A 19,846-nucleotide genomic window follows, 5' to 3' on the forward strand; every position below is an offset into this window, starting at 1 on the left:
CGAAACATGCGGAGATTCGGCGTGCAGACGGCGAATATCACGTAAAACGCAGGTGAACTCTGGCAAGAACCTTGCCAGTCAAGGCAACGTTCAAGGGATAATAACCTTGAACCCAGCTCCTAAACGAAGAGGCTGAAATGAACAGCTAGCGCCTAGGAAACGGGCCGCGCGATGCGCGTCGCCCCTGGTACCGAGAAGGAATAGATGAGCAAAGTCCGCATCAATGATCTGGCCCGCGAGCTTGAGGTCAAAAGCAAACCGATTCTCGACGCTCTGATCGCCGTTGGCGTCACGGAAAAGAAGACCCATTCTTCCTCGATTGAAGAGGATGAAGCAGAGAAGGTGCGCGCTTTCTTCAATAAGAGCGTTCGCACGGCTGGCTCTTCGAGCCGCCAGGGTTCGGGCGACCGGCCCAGATTTGATCTCTCACACGCCTCCAAGCCAGGCGACGCGCTGAAGGCAATCCTCGAGCGCAAGCAGGCAGAGACCGTTGCTCGGACCTCTCCGCCCCCGGCTGCAGCTCCGCAGCGCCCGGCCGTGGCCGTAGCTCCGCCGTCCAGCCGCCCCGTCGTGGCAGCTGCGCCGCCGCGCCCCGCAGGCGCACCGGTTGCAAGCGCCCCCGTTGTGGCGGCCGCTCCACGCCCGGTGCTTCCTGCTCCGACTTCGACCCATTTCACGCCGCCGGCCGACCCCTCGGCCCCGCCGCGCCGCGTCGTCATGCCGCAGCCGCGTCAGGCTGCCAACGTCACCATGCCCGGAGCTCGGCCGGTCGTTGCCCCCGGAGCTCCGCGCCCCGTGGTTGGCGGTCCCGTCGTTGCTCGCCCCGGCGTGACCTCCGCCTCCGCAGTTGCCTCTGTTCCCCCGGCGGCGCCGGTCGTGGTCAGGCCTCCTGCTGCACCGGCGGTTCCGGCCGCCGCTGCTGCTGCCCCCGTTGTTGCCTCTCCGGCTGCCGCAGCGCCCCAGGTCAGCGCGGCACCGGCTGCTGCGGCACCGGCTGCTCCGGCCACTCCGCCAGTTCCGGTCGCTGCTGCCGCTCCCGTCGCTGAAGCACCAGTGCCTGTCGCGGCCGCCGCTGCTCCGGTAGCTCCCGCGGTTCCAGGTGCTCCGGTCCGCCGCGTCATCATGCCGCAGACTGGCCCTCGCCCGACCTACACCGCTCCGGCGGTGGTTCCCGGCACGGTTCGCCGTCCTATCTTCGAACGCCCGCGTCCCGGCGGCCCTGGTGGCCCCGGAGGTGCACCCGGCGCTCCGGGCATGCGTCCCGGCGGTCCTGGCGGCCCCATGGGCCCTGGCGGTCGCCGTCCCATGCACCCGACTCGCACCTTCCCGGGCGGCCCTGGCGGCGGCCCCGGTGGTCCGGGCGGACGTCCCGGCTTCCCACCGCGCCCTGGCTTCGGTGGTCGCCCCGGCGGCGGTCCTGGTGGCCCCGGCCGTGGTCCAGGCCTGCTTCCTCCGGCTGAGGCGGCGCCCGCTCCGGGCCGTCCGCGTGGCGGAGCGCAGCGTGGCCGTGGTGGTCCCCGCTACGAGAAGAATAAGGAAGTCGCACTGAAGGGATACGCGCCCAGCCGTGGCGCGGCCATGATCCCGCAGGGCGAACTGCCCATCACCAAGCACATCACCGTGACGGAAGGCATCTCGGTCAAGGACCTCGCCGAGAAGCTCGGAGTCCGCGGCAAGGATCTCATCGCGACGCTGCTCATGAAGGGCGTGTTCGTGACGGTCAACCAGTCGCTCGATGCCGAGCTGGTGAAGGAAGTCTCCCGCCAGTTTGGCGCCGACACCAACATCATCTCCGTGGAAGAGCAGATCGAGAACGAGGCGATCGAGGACCTCATCGAGTCCACCGAGGGCATGGTCGAGATCACCCGCGCCCCGGTCGTCACGATCATGGGTCACGTCGATCACGGTAAGACCTCGCTGCTCGACGCCATCCGTTCCACCGATGTCGCCGGTGGCGAAGCCGGTGGCATCACCCAGCACATCGGCGCGTACAAGGTCCGCATTACCAAGGAAGACTCTGCGGCCTTCGGTCGCGAGATCGTCTTCCTCGATACGCCGGGCCACGAGGCCTTCACTCGCATGCGCGCCCGCGGCGCCAAGATCACGGACATTGTCGTGGTCGTGGTCGCGGCCGACGATGGCGTAATGCCCCAGACGCTCGAAGCCATCGATCACGCCAAGGCCGCGAAGGTTCCGATCATCGTCGCCGTCAACAAGATCGATAAGCCCGACGCAGACCCAACCAAGGTCATGAACCAGCTCGCCGCTCGCGGCGTTCAGGCTACCTCCATGGGGGGTGACGTCGAGTTCGTCGAGGTTTCGGCCAAGAAGCGACTCAACCTCGACTCGCTGGAAGAGATGATTCTCCTCGTCGCCGATACCAACGAGCAGAAGGCTCAGCCTGAGCGTCCCGCTGTCGGTACGGTCATTGAAGCCAAGCTCGATCGTGGCCGCGGCGCCGTCGCTTCCATCCTCGTGCAGAACGGAACCCTGCGTACCGGCGACAGCTACATCGTCGGCAACACGTTCGGCAAGGTTCGCGCCATGTTCGACGATCGTGGTCGCGAGATCAAGGAAGCCGGTCCCTCGACCCCCGTCGAGATCCTGGGCCTCGAGTCCATGCCGGATGCAGGCGATACGTTTGTGGTGATGGCCGATCGCGACCGTGCCAAGGAGATCGCTCGTTACCGCACACTCAAGGAGCGCGAAGCGCAGCTCGCGAAGACCTCGCGCGTGTCGCTCGAGGGCCTGGCGGAACAGATCAAGCAGGCCGGCATGAAGGACCTCAACATCATCCTCAAGGGCGACGTGCAGGGCTCGGTCGAAGTGCTGGCCGATTCGCTGCAGCGTATGTCGACCGAGAAGGTGCGGGTCAAGGTGCTTCACTCCGGCGTCGGCGCCATCACCGAGAGCGACGTGCTGCTGGCGTCGGCTTCCAATGCGGTGGTCATCGGCTTCAACGTCCGTCCGGATCGCAAGGCGCAGGAAGTGGCCGAGCGCGAGAACGTGGACATCCGTCTGCACTCGATCATCTACGAGCTGCAGGACGAGATGACCAAGGCGATGTTCGGCTTGCTCGATGCCGTCTACCGCGAAGTCTACGCAGGCCGCGCCGAGGTGCTCAACGTCTTCAAGATCACCAAGGTCGGTCAGATTGCCGGTTCGGTGGTTCGCGATGGTCTCATCAAGCGCGACAACCAGGTCCGCGTCCTCCGCGATGGAGTCGAGGTCTGGAAGGGCAAGATCGCCTCGCTCAAGCGCTTCAAGGACGACGTCAGCGAAGTCCGCCAGGGCGTCGAGTGCGGTATCGATCTCGCCGGCTACAAGGACATCAAAGTCGGCGATATCGTCGAAGCCTTCACCACGGAGAAGGTGGCTGCCGAACTCGGCCGCAACACCGCCGAGGCCAAGAAGGAACAGATGGCCGAACTCGCCGCGGCGAAGAACGCTGCCGACGAAGCCAAGCGCGCCGAAAACGCATAAACTGCAACCTCTACTCAAACCACAAAGGCCCGGACATTGTCCGGGCCTTTGTGTCTTTGAGCATCTTGAGATCAAGGAAGAAGGCCGTACGCATCTACCCACAGATGTGCGGCTGATCTCCTATGGAGTGCCCGCAATCTTCGGCTCCGGTGGCGTCTTCTCAAACAGCGAACGATGCAACACGCCCGCGATGATCGCGCCCGCAATTGGCGCAACCCAGAACAGCCATAGCTGCTGCATCGCCCAGCCGCCGCAGAAGATCGCCACCGCGGTCGACCGCGCCGGGTTCACACTGGTATTCGTCACCGGGATGCTGATCAGGTGAATGAGCGTCAGCCCGAGGCCAATCGCGATCGGAGCAAATCCCTGTGGCGCGCGCGAGTGCGTCGAGCCCAGGATGATCAGCAGAAAGACGCCCGTCATCACCACCTCACACAGCGCCGCCGCGACCAGCCCATAGCCATCCGGCGAATGCGCGCCATAGCCATTCGACGCGAAGCCCGCGTGCACATCGAAGCCCGCTTTGCCGCTTGCGATGCCATAGAGGATCGCCGCACCTACCGCGCCGCCCACCAGCTGCGCCGCGATGTACCGGGGCGCGTCCTTCCACGCAAACCGCCCAGCGGTCGCCAGCCCAATCGTTACTGCGGGGTTGAGATGACAGCCTGAGATATGTCCCACCGCGTACGCCATCGTCAGGACCGTGAGACCGAACGCCAGCGCGACGCCCGCGAAGCCAATGCCAAGATGCGGATATCCGGCAGCCAGTACAGCGCTGCCGCATCCTCCAAGCACAAGCCAGAGTGTGCCGAGGAACTCGGCTGAGAGACGCTTACCCATAGGTTCCGTTCCTTTACGTGCATGGTTGCGGGTAGCCGGAAGACCCCCGGCTTGCACCGTTCTAGGCCCGAGAATTTTGTGTTCTACCAACTTAACAGGGAATGAGTAAATACCGCACCAGTTTTTGCCCAAAAGACTGCGTTCGACTCTGCTCGGTACTAGGAAAGATCCTCGAAAGAGGATGGTCGCTTAAATAGCTTTTTCAATTTCGAACCATATACTGGCCCCCTACGAGGCAGTTTCTTCTTGGGGATTAGACCCCATTCACTCCAGAGGGTAGAGGAAACCTCATGCCAACGCGGATCGCTAAAAGGACCGTCGGGTGGCATCACCCGAAACGTGACCCAATTCCACTCTGGGTCTCCGTAGTCATAATGTTCCAGCCATATGAGCCTTTTTGGCGGGATGTTGAATCTCTCGCAGACCTGAAAGCATATTAGCTCGACATTATTTGTGATGCTCTGCCCCGGGTTTCCGCACGGCGCAATGCAAGCAATGGCGATTGCTCCATTCGGCAAGTCGATGCGTTCAATCAAGCAAACACCATCAATATCTCCGTGCGACTTGTAAGCAAACAAATCAGTCTGGTCGACTACTTGCCACAGTGGGTAATTCCACTGGCGGTTGAGTACTTCGAAGCCCGCGTTGTCCTGATCCCGAGCATGCTGAAACGCGGATTCGTCGCGCAAGAGCGGCAGGATAGGGTTAGCTGCTTCCGTGACTTGCGAATTCTCGGTTGCCAGATCGACCTGGGCTCGATTTGCTTTGTAAAGCTGCTCCCGATACAGCCGCACTTCATCCTCCGTCAGCCCTTTTGCTTGACTAGTCCGAGAGTCATACTCGTCGTGGTGGTCAAGACAGAGATAAACTAGGTTCCCGATATCGCCGTCACTGCGATCTTTATTCAGGTGCGCTATTTGCCCCTTCTTCACCTCGTTGATGTCGTGCAGGTAAAAGCAGACGCAGCAACGCCTTCGGGATTGGGACAATACCGTGGTCTCAACGGCTCTTGTTACGAAGGCTCGGGGTGGCTGCCTAGGGGGCCTCATATAAGTCGCAAGTATAGCCATGAAGCGAGTTGATCCCATAGGGCTTTGAGTGTGCTCCGCACGCCCAACTTCAGAATCGGATCAGGTAACTCGCCTTCACAAACAGCTGCCGGCCATCGTTCAGGTAGTTCTTTCCGCGCGGCAGAATCGGGTAGTTCTGGTTGCACTGCTGCGTGCCGGCGATGGTCGTACAGATCTGGTGATCGTAGTTGTCGAGGTTGTTGTTCCACCCGATGTAGAGCACCGTGCCGGGGTGTGGGAGCCACGTCACCAGCGCCTGCGTCTGCACCTGCTTGGTGCGTTGCAGCGAGGTCAGCGCGGGGTTCGCAAGCGTGGAGTCGTACTCCATGATGACGCGGGCCGACCATGCCCGGGTGAACTGGTAGTTCAGCTTCGTCCGGAAGACCTGCGTCTCGTACACCAGTTGGCCTCCATGGGTGGCGTGGTCGCGATCCAGCAGGTACGTATTGTCGTCGGTCAGCTGCTTGATGGGGTTGATGCTCACCAGCAGCTGCACTGAGTCCTGGTTCAGCAGAAACGGCGCCTGTCCTGTCACGGGGTTGTAGTTCACGTTGCCGCTGCGGAGAGCCTGCAGGTTGAAGTTCATCTGCGACCACGGCTGTCCGCGAGCCACGATGCCGCCAAAGTTCTCCGTGAAGTTGTGGTTCGCGGGCAGGGGATATCCGTTCTGCGGTCCGACCGTATCCGAGTTCTGTCCGAAGATTGGCGCGAGGACGATATCGCGAGGCAGGAGCCAGAACGGGTCGAAGGTCGAATAGTGATAGACCCGGTTGCCCGCGTGGTCGTAAGCGATGTTCTGGTTCGTCTCGAGGCCGAAGCTCTGATAGAACTTGTGCTTCGGAAACCACTGGTAGGTCGAGTGGAGATGGTCGCTGCGGATGTTCGAAGTCTGGAAGAAGCCGGAGGTCGTGACGAAGCCGCGGCTTACGTCCTGGTACTCATCGAACAGGCTGAAGGAGTGCCCGCTACGCTGCACCTGCAGATCGCTCGCTGGTCCAGCGTTATAGCCGGAAGGGAAGACGGTGGCTGCGCTGTCGGGGCGATTCTGCCTGGTTGCGCTCTCGACCATCTGGCCCAGGGCCGTCCAATGGCTGTTCATTCGCCAGGTAAAGTCCGCTCCGCCCACCCGGTTGAAGCCGCCACCGAACTCCTCGTCGGTGTACATCAGGCCGACGTTTGAACCCTTGTTCTTGCCCGTGCCGAGGTCTTGGCTCACGCGGCCAACATAAAACTGCGCCTTCTTGTTGTAGAGCGGATCGCCCGGCTGCACGGTCTGCCCTGGTTCGCGATCATCGACCGCCAGGATGCCAAGGTTCGTGCGGCCAACCTTGCCCGTGATGCGCCCTCCAAACTCGGGCCGGATGATGTTACGGGTGTACAGCAGCGTCATCGGCGTCGCAAAGTAACTTGCATTCTCCAGGAAGAACGGGCGCAGCTCGGGAAAGTACACCGGAAAGCGCTGATCCACCGTGAACTGCGGCTGGTCGCTTTCTACGTCCGAGAAGTCGGGGTTCACCGTGCCATCGAGCACAATCGAGTCCCGGATGACAGCCTTGGCTTCTCCGCCTGCCGTGCCTTCGAGGTGCCGCGTGGAGAAGTAGGGATTGTTCGGATCGACGGTCTGCAGCGAGTGCTCGTTTTGGCCGAGAGCGTAAGGGTTGAGCTGCACGTTATGGGAGCCGGTAGCCCCGGCGAGGCCGTCCATGTGCAGCGTGCCCTCCTGGCTCAGCTCGCCGTTCACGTTGGCTGAGACCCGCGGCCAGAAGTCGTTTTCGCTGTTGCGCGGCAAGTTGCGCCAGAAGACCACGCCCCAGTCCCCACCCCTGGGCGGGAACCGCAGGCTCTTGAACGGAATCACCATCAGGGCCATCCAGCCCTTGCGGGTGATGCGGCCCTCCGAGTCCCACACCTGGTCGTAGCTGTAGTCGGCGCCGTTGGCCTCGGTCCACGCCGCGTCCGCCTGCACACCGCTCGGGTTCACCTGGAACTCCACGCCGCGCTGGCGGTCCTGGAAGGGATCGAGGTTCACCGTGACGTAGTCGTCCTTGAGGATGTTCTCGCGCCGCGCGAGGTGCGTCCGGATCTGCTCCGGATGCTGGTCGAAGCACAGAAAGACGATGTAGAGCGCCTGCGTGGTGCGGCCGAGGTACACCTCGGTCGACTCCGTGCCCGGCGCTCCGTCGACCGGGGTGTTCTGGATGAAGTTCACCAGGTGGCCGAGCTTGTCCTGAAGCTCTGGCCGAGGCGTCATGCCGGGGAAGTCGGCCAGGGAGATGGGATGGTCAAGCAGTGGCACCTTGGCGTCCGACGCGGGCTGCGGCTTCGGTGGAGTCTCCGGCACAACGCTCGGTTTGGCCTGCCCTTGCTGCTGGGTCGCCACCTGCGCGCGGAGGCCTGTTGCTGGAGAAAAAATGCTCAGGGAGAGTGCGAACGCACCCAATCCCCAGCCGGACCCGGTCCTGCGAAACTTCACCTGCTTGCCACTCCTTGATTCCTTGGGGGAGACGTTTGGGGTTTAGACGAACGCAGCGCTATCTCGCTCAGCAGATTCCCCGTTGCAGATACGTTGACCGGGACGCGACGGTTCCGTCGCGACGCTGAATGCGGGATACTGGAATGCGATGAAGCTTCATGAAATCCAGGCGGCACTTCGCGACCAGCAGCTCGACGGCTGGCTCTTCTACGATCACCACCACCGCGACCCCATCGCCTACCGCATCCTCGGACTCGACGAGCAGAGCTTTGTCTCGCGCCGCTGGTTCTATTTTGTGCCGGCAGAGGGAGAGCCAAAGCGCCTGGTGCACCGGATCGAATCCGGCAAGCTGGATGCTGTTCCGGGAACGAAGGAAGAGTACTCGAGCTGGCAGGAACTCGAGCTGAAGGTGCAGTCGATGCTCGAGGGCTCGACCCGCATCGCCATGCAGTATTCCCCGCGCAACGCCATCATGTACGTCTCGATGGTGGACGCTGGCACGGTCGAGATGCTGCGCGCCTTTGGGAAGGACATCGTCAGCTCCGCCAACCTCGTGAGCCTCTTCGAAGCTGTTCTCACCGAGGATCAGATTGCCTCGCACTTTGCGGCGCAGCAGCGCGTGGATCGCGTCCTCCAGGCCGCCTGGCAGCGCATGGGAGAGGCCGTCCGCTGCGGCCATGGCGCGTCTTTGGATCGCCGCGAGATCACCGAGCGCGAAGTCGTGAACTTCATCCTCGAGGGCTTCGAGCGCGAGGGCCTGTTCCCCGACCACGGGCCCAACTGCTCGGCCGGCCCCAACTCCGCCGACTCGCACTATGAGCCCACGGTGGAGCACGCGCGAACCATCCGTTCGGGCGACTTTGTGCTCATCGACCTGTGGGCGAAGTTGGCTCACGATCCGAACGCCGTCTGGTACGACATCACCTGGACCGGCGTGGTCGATCGCGAGCCAACCGAACGCGAGCAGCACATCTTTACCACCGTCGCATCGGCTCGCGACGCCGCCATTCAGGTCGTCGAAGAGGCCTTCCTCGCGGGCAAGCCCATCGCCGGCTGGCAGGCCGACGCCGCCGCGCGCGCGGTCATCACGAATGCTGGATATGGCCCCTTCTTCACGCATCGCACCGGTCATAACATCGCCGTGGAGCTGCACGGCAACGGTGCGCACCTCGACAACCTCGAGACCCACGACGAGCGATTGATCCTGCCCAATACCTGCTTCTCCGTCGAGCCCGGGCTCTACTTCAACGGCGAGTTCGGCATCCGCAGCGAGGTGAACATGATCGCGCGTCCGGGCAAGGCCGTCGTATCCGGGCCCATCCAGCGCGAGCTGGTGAGGATCTAAGGAGTTCTCAGTCGCCCGTTGCCGGGGAACGGACAACGGGACACGGAGAACTTCTTCCGCTGCTAGAATCAACTCCGATGCCAACACCCGCTCAGCAGGCCCAGACGCGCGACCAGATCGCACAGCGTGTACCCGGCGAGAAGTCGAGCCTCCCCGCCATGGTTCTTGTCGCCGGTTGGCTCGTCCCCGGCGCCGGTCACTTGATCCTCGGCAAGTGGGTTCGCGGCGTGCTGCTGTTCGCCTCCATCGTGACGATGTATGTCCTCGGCCTCGCCCTCGCGGGCAAGATCTACAACCCCTCCACCGGCGACATCCTCGATATCCTTGGCTCGATCGCTCAATTGGGCAACGGTCTCGCGTACCTCCTCGCGCGAGTGATGGGCTGGGGAACGAACCCGGTGCTCACCACGGTCGCCGACTACGGCTCCAAGGCCCTGCTCATCGCTGGTTTGCTGAACATCATTGCCGCGGTCGATGCGCACTCGCTGGCCAACGGAAGGAAGGCCAGCTAGCATGCTCCTCTCGCACTTCAGCGCCGCAACGCTCTTCGCGCTCTGCATCTCGGTGGTCTTCGGCATCACGCAGCGCGCGGAGCCAAAGATGATGATCCGCTTCGGCGCCTTCTGCTTCGCGCTCTTCGTCGGCGGCCTCATTCTGGCCAGCTGGCTGATGTTCGCCATCAAGCACTAAGGCGGGTGCGTCCGGACCGTCGGGTTCTTGCGTCTGTAACTCCAGCCCGGAGCTCCAGACTCTCCACTCGTAGCTGGTTCATAGCCATTAGCCAAAAGCTAACGGCTAAAAGCTAACCCTAAATTTTCTCCACCACCACTGCTGTCCCATACGCCAGCACCTCGGTAACGCCCTGCATCAGCTCGTTCGCGTCGTATCGCATGGAGATGATAGCGTTGGCTCCATGCTCCGCTCCGTGCAGCATCATGCGGGCAAAGGCGTCCTGACGGGTCTTTTCGCAAAGCTCGCTGTACAGCGTGATGTCGCCGCCGACCAGCGTCTGGAAGCTTGCACCGATCGACCCAAACACGGAACGCGAGCGCACTACGATGCCACGCACGATTCCCAGGCTGCGCACGATCCGGTAGCCGGGAAGCTCCAGCGCCGTCGTCACCATGTCCGGTCCCAGTGCGCCGATCCCCGGCGCTGCAAATCCCTCGTTGAAGCTCATCGTCGTGCCTCCGTCGTAATTTCCTGTGCCGCGGGTAAGGCTAACAGTACTTGGCTACGCGGCTGATTACCTTCGCAGATTCGCGACCAGCTCCCGCACAGCGCCCGAGTCGATCGCCCTCGCCGCGAGTTCCACACCCTCGCGCAGGTTGGCCGCGACGCCCGCGGTCAGCAGAACCGCCGAGGCGTTCATCAGGACGATGTCGCGTCGTGCTCCGGATTCCCCCGCAAAGATCGAGGTCAGGATCGCAGCATTCTCCGCCGCATCGCCGCCAGCCAACGCTTCCAGCGGAGCGCGCGTAAGCCCAAACTCCTCCGGTGTCACGATGTAGGTGCGCAGCGAGCCGTTGCGCACCTCGGCGACCTCGCTCGGCCCGCTCAGCGCGAACTCGTCCTGTCCCTTCACACCGTCACCGTCGCCATGCACCACCAGTGCGTGCTCCGCGCCGAGCATCGCCAGCGCTTCACCCACCAGGGGCACCAGGCGCGCGTGGTAAACGCCCATCACCTGGCGGCGCGCGCCTGCCGGGTTCAGCAGCGGGCCCAGCACATGCAGTACCGTCCGCACCCCCAGAGCGCGACGCACAGGCATCACCGCCTTCATCGCTGGATGGTGCGAGGGAGCCAGCAGGAAGCAGAACCGGTGGGTGCGGAGAGCCTCGGCGGCAGCCTCCGGCGCGAGCTGAATCGGAATGCCCAGCGCCTCCAGCACGTCAGCCGAACCCGACCGCGAGGTGATAGCCCGGTTGCCATGCTTGGCGACCCTGGCCCCGGCGGCTGCAGCAACCAGCGCAGCGGCGGTGGAGATGTTGAAGCTCCCGGAAGCGTCGCCACCCGTGCCGCAGGTGTCGACCAGCTCGGACTGCTCGGCCAAGGACAATGGGAGCATCGTTGCTGCGGAGCGCATCGTCTCGGCAAAGCCTGCGATCTCGGCGGCGGTCTCGCCGCGCCCCGCCATGGCGCCCAGCAGCCCGGCCAGCTCCACCTCGCCGGCTTCTCCCGCGAGGATGCGTTGCATCAGCGCAGCGGCTTCGTATCGCGTCAGCGTGGCGCGAAGCTCCACCACGGACCGCAGTTCCTGTTGTATCGACATGCCGGTTAAGGCTACCAGTTAGGGCTCCCGGCATGAAAACAAACGCCACGCCGCCTCCTCCTCTGCAGATCCCGCCGCCGGCCCTTGCGTCCTCCGCGCCGTTGCGTTTGCCTTTGTCTTCTCCCACCCTTGTAACGTTGCAGTACGGTGACAGAACGCTTTCGGCGATAATCGTGCGATCCTGCTTGCTCACGCCTTTCGCGCGTCGATACCATACTCGCGTTGCCGCGCACGGACTTAACTGTGCCATACGACCCTCCGGAGCTCCCATGAAGATTCACGAGTACCAGGCCAAAGAGATCCTGCGCCGCTATGGCGTGCCCGTCCCCTCGGGCGAGATGGCCACCACGATCGAGGAGGCCGACAAGGCCGCCAAGCAGCTCTTCAGCGAAGGCAATGCCGTCGTCGTCGTGAAGGCACAGATCCACGCCGGAGGCCGCGGCAAGGGCGGCGGCGTCAAGCTGGCGAAGACCATCGAGGACGCGGATGCGCACTCGAAGGCCATCCTCGGCATGCAGCTGGTGACGCACCAGACCGGCCCTGCAGGGCAAAAGGTCCAGCGCCTGCTCATCGAGCAGGGCTCGGCCATTGAGCGCGAGCTGTACCTCGGCCTCGTCCTGGACCGCGCTTCGGGCAAGGTCGTCTTCATGGCCTCGCAGCATGGCGGCATGGATATCGAAGAGGTCGCGCACAACACGCCCGACGAGATCTTCAAGGAGTACTGCGATCCGGGCATCGGCCTGCAGGCATACCAGGCGCGCAAGCTGGCGTTCAAGCTGGGGCTGGCGAAGGAGCAGATTGGCGACGCGGTCAAGTTCATGTTCGGCCTCTACAAGGCCTTCATCGACACCGACTCGACGCTGATGGAAATCAACCCGTTCATCACCACCAAGGACGGCAAGCTCCTCGCGCTCGACTGCAAGATCAACTTCGACGACAACGCGATGTTCCGTCACAAGGACCTGAAGGAACTGCGCGATATCGCCGAGGAAGATCCGCTCGAGGTCGAGGCGTCGAAGTATGCGCTGAACTACATCAAGCTGGATGGCTCGATCGCCTGCATGGTGAACGGCGCCGGCCTCGCCATGGCCACGATGGACATCATCGAATACGCCGGTGGCAAGGCCGCTAACTTCCTCGACGTAGGCGGGGGAGCCAACCAGGAGCAGATCGAGAACGCGTTTGGGATCCTGCTGAGCGATCCGAATGTGAAGGCGATCTTCATCAACATCTTCGGCGGCATCCTGCGCGTGGATGTGCTTGCGACGGCAGTCGTTGCGGCGGCGCGAAAGCTCAACGTCACCCTGCCGATCATCCTCCGCCTGGAAGGCACGAACGTGGAAGAGGGTCGCCAGATCATTGCGGACTCAGGCCTCAAGGTCCAGATTGGCGCAACGATGAAGGAAGCTGCAGATCTCGCGGTCGCGGCGGCGAAGGGCTAGGCTCTCCCGTCCAGATCCCTGAGAGGTCGTTCATGTCTGCAATAGACGGAAAGAAAATCGCGATCGTCGGCGGAGGTCCGGGGGGCTTGACTCTTGCGCGGTTGCTCCAGATGCATGGGGCGGAGGTCGCAGTGTACGAGCGCGACACGAGTCGCGACGCGCGCATTCAAGGCAGCGCCCTCGATCTGCATGAGGACTCGGGGCTGGCGGCTTTGCAGGCTGCCGGCCTGATGGATGCTTTCTGGGCGAATCACCGGTCGGATCTCGATCGCCTCCGCCTTACCGACCAGCATGGAACGATCCTGCACGATCATCAGCGCACGATGTCCGGTGCAGGGAAGCGTCCGGAAATTGAGCGCGGTCCCTTACGCGAGCTACTGCTGGAGTCGCTGCATGCCGATACGGTGCACTGGGATCGAAAGCTGGAATCCGCAGTCCACCACGACGGCAAGGTGGCTCTGCAATTTGCCGATGGAGACACCGTGCTGGCCGATATCGTGATCGGTTGCGATGGGGCAAACTCGCGGCTGCGGGCGTTCGTCACGCCCAACCGCCCTTACTACGTCGGCATTACGCTCGTCGAAGGCAGCGTGCCAGCGGCAAAAGACACGGTGCCGGAGCTATGGGACCTGCTGGGCGGAGCCGCGCTGATGGCGCTTGGGAACGAGCGCACCCTGGGCATGGGAACAAAACCGGACGGTAGCCTTCTCTTTTATGCGGGAGTAAAGTCTCCCGTTCCGAACGGAAAGCAGCAACTCGAAGAAGCAGGCACGGCGGGCAAACGCAAAGCGTGGTTTTATGCCAACTTCGAAGGTTGGAGCGAACGTTGGGCTCCGCTCTTCGCGGAGGCATCCTCGCTGGTCTGGCGTCCGCTGCTTTCGTGTCCGGCGGATCAGTACTGGGATTCGCTGCCGAACGCGACCTTGATCGGCGATGCCGCGCATGTGATGCCGCCGTACGCCGGCGAAGGGGTAAATATGGCGATGCTGGATGCCCTGGTGCTGTCGCGGCAACTGCTTAACGGGCGCGATGCTGCCAGCGCCATCACAGCGTACGAGACGGAGATGTTTGCCCGCATGCGACACATGGCGGAAGACACGATGTCGAATACTGAAATCTTCTACGCGCCGGACGCGAGCACAAAGGTTGTCGCGATGTTCCAGGGTTTCGCACGTCGCTCTTCAGGCGATGTACCCGTTTCTGCAGCGTCAAATTGATCGAATGTTGAATTCGTAGTGAGCGCTCATGGCGCAGGTAAAGGGAGAACTCGATGTCAGTACTCGTAGGAAAAGACACTCGCCTGATCGTGCAGGGCATCACCGGCCGTGAGGGTTCGTTTCATGCCAAGGGTTGCGCGGAGTATGCGAAGCAGTTTGGCGTGGACCTCGTCGTCGGCGGCGTAACGCCCGGTAAGGGCGGCACAACGCACGAAGGCTGGCCGGTATTCAACACCGTCGAAGAGGCTCGCAAGGCCACCGGCGCCAACGCGACGATGATCTTTGTCCCGCCACCGGCTGCGGCGGATGGCATCCTCGAGGCCGTGGATGCGGGCATCGAGCTGATCGTCTGCATCACCGAAGGCATCCCCGTCCTCGACATGGTCAAGGCCTTCCCGCTGGTGAAGAAGTCCGGCTCCACGCTGATCGGGCCGAACTGTCCGGGTGTGATCTCGCCGGGCAAAGCGAAGATCGGCATCATGCCGGGGCGGATTCACAAGGAAGGCTCGGTGGGCATCGTGTCGAAGTCGGGCACGCTGACGTATGAGGCGGTATACCAACTCACGCAGCGCGGCATTGGCCAGTCGACGGCGATCGGCATTGGCGGCGACCCGATCATCGGGACGACGCACATTGATGCGCTGAAGCTGCTGAACGAGGACCCCGACACCGAGGCGATCATCATGATCGGCGAGATTGGCGGATCGGCAGAAGAGGCAGCGGCGGAATACATCAAGGCTCACGTGAAGAAGCCGGTGGTCGGCTTCATCGCTGGCCAGACGGCGCCTCCGGGCCGCCGTATGGGCCACGCGGGCGCGATCATCTCCGGCGGCGAAGGCACTGCCGCCAGCAAGATGGCCGCGATGGAAGCCGCAGGCATCACCGTGGTCAAGTCACCAGCTGAGATCGGCGACGCGATGGCGAAGCTGCTAGGCAGGGATTAGGGATTAGGGATTAGGGATTAGGAAGAGCGAGAGGGAGCGTGCTTCGGTGCGCTCCCTTTGCTTTTCGTGGATCAAAGATGGTCCGTGATTTTCGACCATTCAACCTCGAACTCGTCCACACCGTCTGGGACAGGTTCGCCCGCGATGCGCCGGAATGAGGCCCGCATTTCTGCCTGACAGCCTGGGTTCACCATGAAGGCATTCGCAAGTTGTATCGCAATCTCTTCATGACGGGATCGGTCGGCGGGTAGCGCAGGATGCGTGTCTAGCGTCGTTGATCCTACGTCAAACGAAGCCTTCCACCGTGTCCAGATATCCCAGTCTTCAAGCACCAGAGCAAGGTCCTGGTCGGTGATCTGGGAGACGAGAAACCGATCAGTGTAGTCGTCGGCCGTTTCGTCGAAGATGCACCTGAAGGCATGGGGTACTCCGAACACTTCCGCCACTCCCGACCGTGGCCCATCCCAGTAGTCGTGGACTGTATAAACCCGCTCCCATCCCATGGGAACATCGTAGCGCCGAGAACGACGCTTCTCTACCTCTTCGGCTTCGTCGTCTGCGCGAAGAAGGCGAAGGCCAGGCCGAAGACGGCGGCAAGGGCGAAGGCGAGTTTGGCGTTGGCGGGGTGGCCGTGGCGCGCTTCGAGGGCTGCGTCGAGGAGCCAGGCGGCTCCTCCCACTGCCCAGATCCAGGTCTGCCAGCGCATGCGTAGTTGGACGTGGAAGTGACGGGAATCGCTGCAGCGAATTTTGCCGTGGCTATACTGCTCGGATATGAAGCGAGCGAACTTCGTTGTTCTTGCAGCCGCTGTGTTTGCGGTTGTCGCCCCAATTGCGGCTCTTGCCCAGACGGGACCCGAGGTGATGTGCCTGGGGTTGCAGGGGCGCGAGCTGAACCATGCACGGGTGGTGACGGCGAGCTTCGTGCTGCATGGCGAAGGGTTGGAGGCGGCGAAGCTGCCGCCGACGGCGACGGGTTCGCTGCCGGCCTTCTGCCGCGTGCAGATCGAGGATAGGCCCTCCGCCGATTCCGACATCCGCACCGAGGTGTGGCTGCCGGTGGCGTGGAACGGCAAGTTTCGCGGGCAGGGCAACGGCGGGTTTGCGGGGAACATCGATTACCCGGGACTTGCAGCGGCGGTTGCGGAAGGCTACGCCAGCGGTGGAACCGACACCGGGCATGTGGGCGGGTTGCCGAACTTTGCCCTAGGTCATCCCGAGAAGGTGAAGGACTTTGGCTGGCGCGCCGTGCATGACATGACCGTGCAGGGCAAGGCGCTGGCGACGGCGTTCTATGCGAAGCCGGTGGCGCACTCGTACTTCACGGCGTGCTCCGACGGAGGGCGCGAGGCGCTGATGGAGGTCGAGCGCTTCCCGCAGGACTACGACGGCGTGCTGGCCGGGGCTCCTGCCTACAACTGGAGCGGCCTACTCTCCGGCGGGGCGGCTGGAGAGCAGCGGATGCACGCCTCCACCGCGAGCGAGATTACTGCCGCGCAGCTGCCCATGATTGCGAAGGCCGCGCTGGCCGCCTGCGATGCGAAGGATGGGCTGGCGGATGGCGTGCTGAGCGATCCGGCGCACTGCGGCTTCGATCCTGCCACTTTGGCCTGCAAACAGGGCCAGACGGACACGGCAGGCTGCCTCACGCCCGAGCAGGTGGCGACGCTGCGTGGCTTCTACAGCCCGAAGCTCGACGCGAGCGGCAAGACGATTCTGCCAGGCTCGGTTCCCGGCGCGGAGGATGCTCCCGGCGGATGGGATACATGGGTGGCCGGTGACAAGGCGCTGGGTATTTTTTACTCGCAGGGCTACTTCCGCAACTTCGTTTACGAGAAGCCCGACTGGCAGCTTGCGAGTTTCGACCTCGACCACGACTACAAGCTCGCCACAGCCAAAACAGGCGCGGATCTCAACTCCACCAGCACGGCGATCCAGCCGTTCCTCTCGCACGGCAAGCTGATCCTGTACCACGGCTGGGCGGACCCGGCGATCCCCGCGCTGGGCACGGTGGACTACTACAACGGTGTGATCAGCACGGTGGGGCAGAAGGCGGCGGCTGAGTCGACGCGGCTGTACATGGTGCCGGGGATGCTGCACTGCGGCGGAGGTCCCGGCGCGACGGTCTTCGGCCAGGCGGAGTATGGTCCGCGTGGGGATGCGCAGCATGATGTGTTCACCGCGCTGGAGCAGTGGGTGGAGTCGGGCACCGCTCCCGGCACGCTGGTGGCAACGAAACTCGGCAGCGAGAGGACTGCGCCGAAGCCCGTGATGACGCGGCCGTTGTGTGTGTACCCGCAGACTCCGGTTTACAAGTCGGGCAATGCAAACGACGCGAACAGCTTCAGCTGCATCGCTCCCTGACGACGCCGAAGGCATTCGGTCTTAGGTGTGGCTTTCATCACTAAGTCCGAGTGTCACGATGTCGGAAGGCATGGGTTTCGTATCAACGGTGACAACTTCATTTCCTTGCCGGTCCTGGTTCCATTGCCAGACAAAGTACGCAAAGCCCCCCAGCAACAGGAAACACCCTCCGATGAGCTCGCTATACGCGTCCGATTGATAGCGAAGTGACCAGCCGGGATGGATGCCGTCGATCACATCGATGGAGAGGATGGTCTCGTCCCACGTCCTGTACTCGATCTGGAGCGTGTCGCCCTTCGCGAGAGGGCGAAAGTTGGACGAACGGCTTCCGAGGCGATCGGTCTCCAGCAACGGGCTATATCTTCCGTCCGGGAGGGCGAGGACAAACTCATCGGCATAGCCACCTTTGCCCTGGGGATCCTCGTTCAGCCGCGCTACGACTCCTGAAAGTTTCACGCGAGGAGAGTAGGCCTGGGCATGGTGTTCCCGAACGGAAAACGCCGAGGCCGCAAGAAATGCCAATACTCCGGTAAGGGCTCCCTTCCAACCCTTCGAGAGGCGGCGAACGTCTATTCTTGTCGCCGCATACGACACGATCGTCGCCGCGACCAGCGCATAGCCGACAAATTGCAGCCAACCCAGATCCATACTCTGCATAGGTCACTCTTTCACGCAGAGACGATACAATCAAAGATGCGAAAGCCGCAGAAAATCAGGGAGTCTGAATACAACATGTCACAACGTACTTTCAGCATCATCAAGCCCGACGCCGTGAAGAAGGGCTACACCGCCGCCATCCTCGCCGAGATCGAGAAGGCCGGCTTCAAGATCGTCGCCATCAAGAAGATCGGTCTCACCAAGGACCAGGCTGCGGGCTTCTACTACGTTCACTCTGAGCGTGGCTTCTTCGACGAGCTCACCACATTCATGAGCTCCGGCGCCATCTTCCCGATGGTTCTCGAAAAGGACAACGCCATCGCTGACTTCCGCAAGCTCATGGGCGCGACCGACCCGGCCAAGGCCGACGAGGGCACGCTCCGCAAGCTTTTCGCCAGCTCCATCGGCGAGAACGCGGTTCACGGTTCGGACGCCGAAGAGACGGCCGCCTTCGAGATCGGCTACTTCTTCACCGGCTACGAACTCAAGTAGCTCAATTCAGGGACAAAAAAGACCGGCGAGGAAGATTCCCCTCGCCGGTTTGTCTCATCAGGATTGGTTGAAACGCTTGTTACTGTGCGACTCATCGGCTGCCCCGGCCCGTGTCTTGAGTGCTGCAGTGTGGAAGAAAGGCTGCCATGGCCGAGCTTATTCCCGTTCTGAAATCGCCCCTGTCTCCCGCCTCCCTGGATGAATTGCTCCAACTCGCCGAGGAAGCCCATGGCCACCTGTGTGCCGGGCAGATCCTGGGCGTGCGCATGGCCATGCTGGCGCTGGACCGGCTCGGTGTGCAGAACCCTACCGCACGCCATCTTCCTGACGGCACACTGAATCCGGACCGCAAGCGCCTGGTGACCTTTGTAGAAATTGATCGCTGTGCCACGGACGCCATCGGTGTAGTGACCGGATGCCGCGTGGGCAAGCGCGCGCTGAAGCTGCGCGACTGGGGCAAGATGGCGGCCACCTTCGTCGACCTTGAAGCGAAGCTCGCAGGGAACGAATACAAGGGCCTCCGCGTGGTCGCGCTGGAAAGCTCCAAGCAGTGCGCCAGAGAGCTCTACCCTGAACTCGACAAGAACGTGCAGCAGATGAAGGCGTACCGCGAGATGCCGGATGCGGAGTTGTTCGATGCCCAGTGGGTGCGCGTCCCGCTGCCGCCCAGCGAGTTCCCGGGCTTCCGCGGACAGCGCGTGGTGTGCGATGGTTGCGGTGAAGGCGTTAACTTCGACCGCTTCATCGAGCGGGAAGGCCAGCGCTTGTGCCTCGCTTGCGCGGAGCCGGAGTCGGTCTACTTCCGCGCGCTATAGATCCCCAACACAAACGGCAAGGCCGCTCTCATTTGGAGAGCGGCCCATGCGAACGTGGATCGTTAGGTTGAGTGCAGAAGGAGCTGTCGGTTATCGCTTAGCGATGCCACCGGCCCTCATAGCCGCGGTGCCAGCCGTAATCGCGATGCCAGCCATGGAAGCGGTCATAGTAGCCATACCCATACGCCGGGCCGCCATAGACGACCGCCGGGCCAGCGGCGTAGTAGGGTTGCGGAGCAACATATACCGGACGGGGCGCCACGTAGCGGGGGCCAACTCCCACTCCGACGAAGAAGCGCTGAGCCTGTGCGGCAGGAGCCGCGACGGCGAGGGTACCTGCGGCGAGGGCGGCAACAGCGGCGCCTCGCGCCACCTTGGTCCTGAGGATGTTTGCAACGGTTGCGAGTTTCATATTGCCTCCTATCCGAGCGCT

General features: G+C 62.8%; 19 protein-coding genes. 10 read left to right on the plus strand and 9 right to left on the minus strand.

From position 1 onward, the window contains the following. Nucleotides 1–204 precede the first annotated feature (204 nt). Nucleotides 205–3,483 carry a translation initiation factor IF-2 gene (infB, locus tag C4S68_RS07405; protein WP_103932420.1) on the plus strand — a complete coding sequence of 1,093 codons (3,279 nt, stop codon included), beginning with the start codon at nucleotides 205–207 and terminating at the stop codon, nucleotides 3,481–3,483. Between the two features lie 120 nt (nucleotides 3,484–3,603). Here the strand turns inward: infB and aqpZ are convergent, their stop codons facing one another. From aqpZ to C4S68_RS07420, 3 genes are all read right to left on the minus strand, one after another. After that, nucleotides 3,604–4,323, minus strand: coding sequence for an aquaporin Z (gene aqpZ / locus C4S68_RS07410; RefSeq protein ID WP_103932421.1), 720 nt, complete (start codon nucleotides 4,321–4,323; stop codon nucleotides 3,604–3,606). 158 nt (nucleotides 4,324–4,481) lie between these two features. Beyond that, entirely contained in the window at nucleotides 4,482–5,255 is a 774-nt protein-coding gene (locus C4S68_RS07415) for a hypothetical protein (RefSeq protein ID WP_146072060.1), read from the minus strand. Between the two features lie 187 nt (nucleotides 5,256–5,442). Then, nucleotides 5,443–7,866, minus strand: coding sequence for a carbohydrate binding family 9 domain-containing protein (locus C4S68_RS07420; RefSeq protein WP_146072061.1), 2,424 nt, complete (start codon nucleotides 7,864–7,866; stop codon nucleotides 5,443–5,445). 148 nt (nucleotides 7,867–8,014) lie between these two features. Between C4S68_RS07420 and C4S68_RS07425 the strand changes: the two genes are divergently transcribed. The 3 genes from C4S68_RS07425 to C4S68_RS23370 all read left to right on the plus strand — a co-directional run bounded on the left by C4S68_RS07425 (nucleotide 8,015) and on the right by C4S68_RS23370 (nucleotide 9,901). Continuing rightward, nucleotides 8,015–9,211 carry a M24 family metallopeptidase gene (locus tag C4S68_RS07425; RefSeq protein WP_103932424.1) on the plus strand — a complete coding sequence of 399 codons (1,197 nt, stop codon included), beginning with the start codon at nucleotides 8,015–8,017 and terminating at the stop codon, nucleotides 9,209–9,211. A gap of 77 nt (nucleotides 9,212–9,288) precedes the next feature. After that, complete coding sequence (locus C4S68_RS07430) at nucleotides 9,289–9,723, plus strand: DUF6677 family protein (RefSeq protein ID WP_103932425.1); 435 nt, start codon at nucleotides 9,289–9,291, stop codon at nucleotides 9,721–9,723. Between the two features lies 1 nt (nucleotide 9,724). Next, complete coding sequence (locus tag C4S68_RS23370) at nucleotides 9,725–9,901, plus strand: hypothetical protein (RefSeq protein WP_200821504.1); 177 nt, start codon at nucleotides 9,725–9,727, stop codon at nucleotides 9,899–9,901. Between the two features lie 118 nt (nucleotides 9,902–10,019). On the opposite strand, the gene C4S68_RS07435 is transcribed toward C4S68_RS23370, so the two are convergent. Then, on the minus strand, nucleotides 10,020–10,391 hold the full coding sequence (locus C4S68_RS07435; protein ID WP_235011441.1) for a YbjQ family protein: 372 nt from the start codon (nucleotides 10,389–10,391) through the stop codon (nucleotides 10,020–10,022). A gap of 66 nt (nucleotides 10,392–10,457) precedes the next feature. After that, nucleotides 10,458–11,483, minus strand: a complete 1,026-nt coding sequence (trpD, locus tag C4S68_RS07440; RefSeq protein ID WP_103932426.1) for an anthranilate phosphoribosyltransferase — start codon at nucleotides 11,481–11,483, stop codon at nucleotides 10,458–10,460. 269 nt (nucleotides 11,484–11,752) lie between these two features. Here trpD and sucC point away from each other — a divergent pair, with 269 nt between their 5' ends. The 3 genes from sucC to sucD are packed head-to-tail and all read left to right on the plus strand — an operon-like array spanning nucleotide 11,753 to nucleotide 15,086. Further along, complete coding sequence (sucC, locus tag C4S68_RS07445) at nucleotides 11,753–12,925, plus strand: ADP-forming succinate--CoA ligase subunit beta (RefSeq protein ID WP_103932427.1); 1,173 nt, start codon at nucleotides 11,753–11,755, stop codon at nucleotides 12,923–12,925. Nucleotides 12,926–12,957: 32 nt separating this feature from the next. Continuing rightward, on the plus strand, nucleotides 12,958–14,142 hold the full coding sequence (locus tag C4S68_RS07450) for an FAD-dependent oxidoreductase (RefSeq protein WP_103932428.1): 1,185 nt from the start codon (nucleotides 12,958–12,960) through the stop codon (nucleotides 14,140–14,142). 53 nt (nucleotides 14,143–14,195) lie between these two features. After that, nucleotides 14,196–15,086: a succinate--CoA ligase subunit alpha gene (gene sucD / locus C4S68_RS07455; protein WP_103932429.1), complete on the plus strand. Its 891-nt coding sequence runs from the start codon at nucleotides 14,196–14,198 to the stop codon at nucleotides 15,084–15,086. 71 nt (nucleotides 15,087–15,157) lie between these two features. On the opposite strand, the gene C4S68_RS07460 is transcribed toward sucD, so the two are convergent. Continuing rightward, nucleotides 15,158–15,532: a hypothetical protein gene (locus tag C4S68_RS07460; RefSeq protein ID WP_146072062.1), complete on the minus strand. Its 375-nt coding sequence runs from the start codon at nucleotides 15,530–15,532 to the stop codon at nucleotides 15,158–15,160. 89 nt (nucleotides 15,533–15,621) lie between these two features. Next, entirely contained in the window at nucleotides 15,622–15,792 is a 171-nt protein-coding gene (locus C4S68_RS23140; protein ID WP_160115050.1) for a hypothetical protein, read from the minus strand. A 67-nt stretch (nucleotides 15,793–15,859) separates the two neighbouring features. Here C4S68_RS23140 and C4S68_RS07465 point away from each other — a divergent pair, with 67 nt between their 5' ends. Continuing rightward, the gene (locus C4S68_RS07465; protein ID WP_103932431.1) at nucleotides 15,860–17,449 is read left to right on the plus strand and encodes a tannase/feruloyl esterase family alpha/beta hydrolase; all 1,590 of its coding nucleotides are present in this window, start codon (nucleotides 15,860–15,862) and stop codon (nucleotides 17,447–17,449) included. A 21-nt stretch (nucleotides 17,450–17,470) separates the two neighbouring features. Here C4S68_RS07465 and C4S68_RS07470 read toward each other — a convergent pair whose 3' ends face one another. Next, the gene (locus C4S68_RS07470) at nucleotides 17,471–18,106 is read right to left on the minus strand and encodes a hypothetical protein (RefSeq protein WP_146072063.1); all 636 of its coding nucleotides are present in this window, start codon (nucleotides 18,104–18,106) and stop codon (nucleotides 17,471–17,473) included. Between the two features lie 75 nt (nucleotides 18,107–18,181). Here C4S68_RS07470 and ndk point away from each other — a divergent pair, with 75 nt between their 5' ends. Then, the gene (gene ndk, locus C4S68_RS07475; protein ID WP_103932433.1) at nucleotides 18,182–18,598 is read left to right on the plus strand and encodes a nucleoside-diphosphate kinase; all 417 of its coding nucleotides are present in this window, start codon (nucleotides 18,182–18,184) and stop codon (nucleotides 18,596–18,598) included. Between the two features lie 146 nt (nucleotides 18,599–18,744). Continuing rightward, on the plus strand, nucleotides 18,745–19,413 hold the full coding sequence (locus C4S68_RS07480) for an FmdE family protein (protein ID WP_103932434.1): 669 nt from the start codon (nucleotides 18,745–18,747) through the stop codon (nucleotides 19,411–19,413). 97 nt (nucleotides 19,414–19,510) lie between these two features. Here C4S68_RS07480 and C4S68_RS07485 read toward each other — a convergent pair whose 3' ends face one another. Beyond that, on the minus strand, nucleotides 19,511–19,825 hold the full coding sequence (locus C4S68_RS07485; protein ID WP_103932435.1) for a hypothetical protein: 315 nt from the start codon (nucleotides 19,823–19,825) through the stop codon (nucleotides 19,511–19,513). Nucleotides 19,826–19,846: the final 21 nt, after the last annotated feature.

The sequence above is a fragment of the Bryocella elongata genome (assembly GCF_900108185.1).
GTDB classification, from domain to species: Bacteria; Acidobacteriota; Terriglobia; order Terriglobales; family Acidobacteriaceae; genus Granulicella; species Granulicella elongata.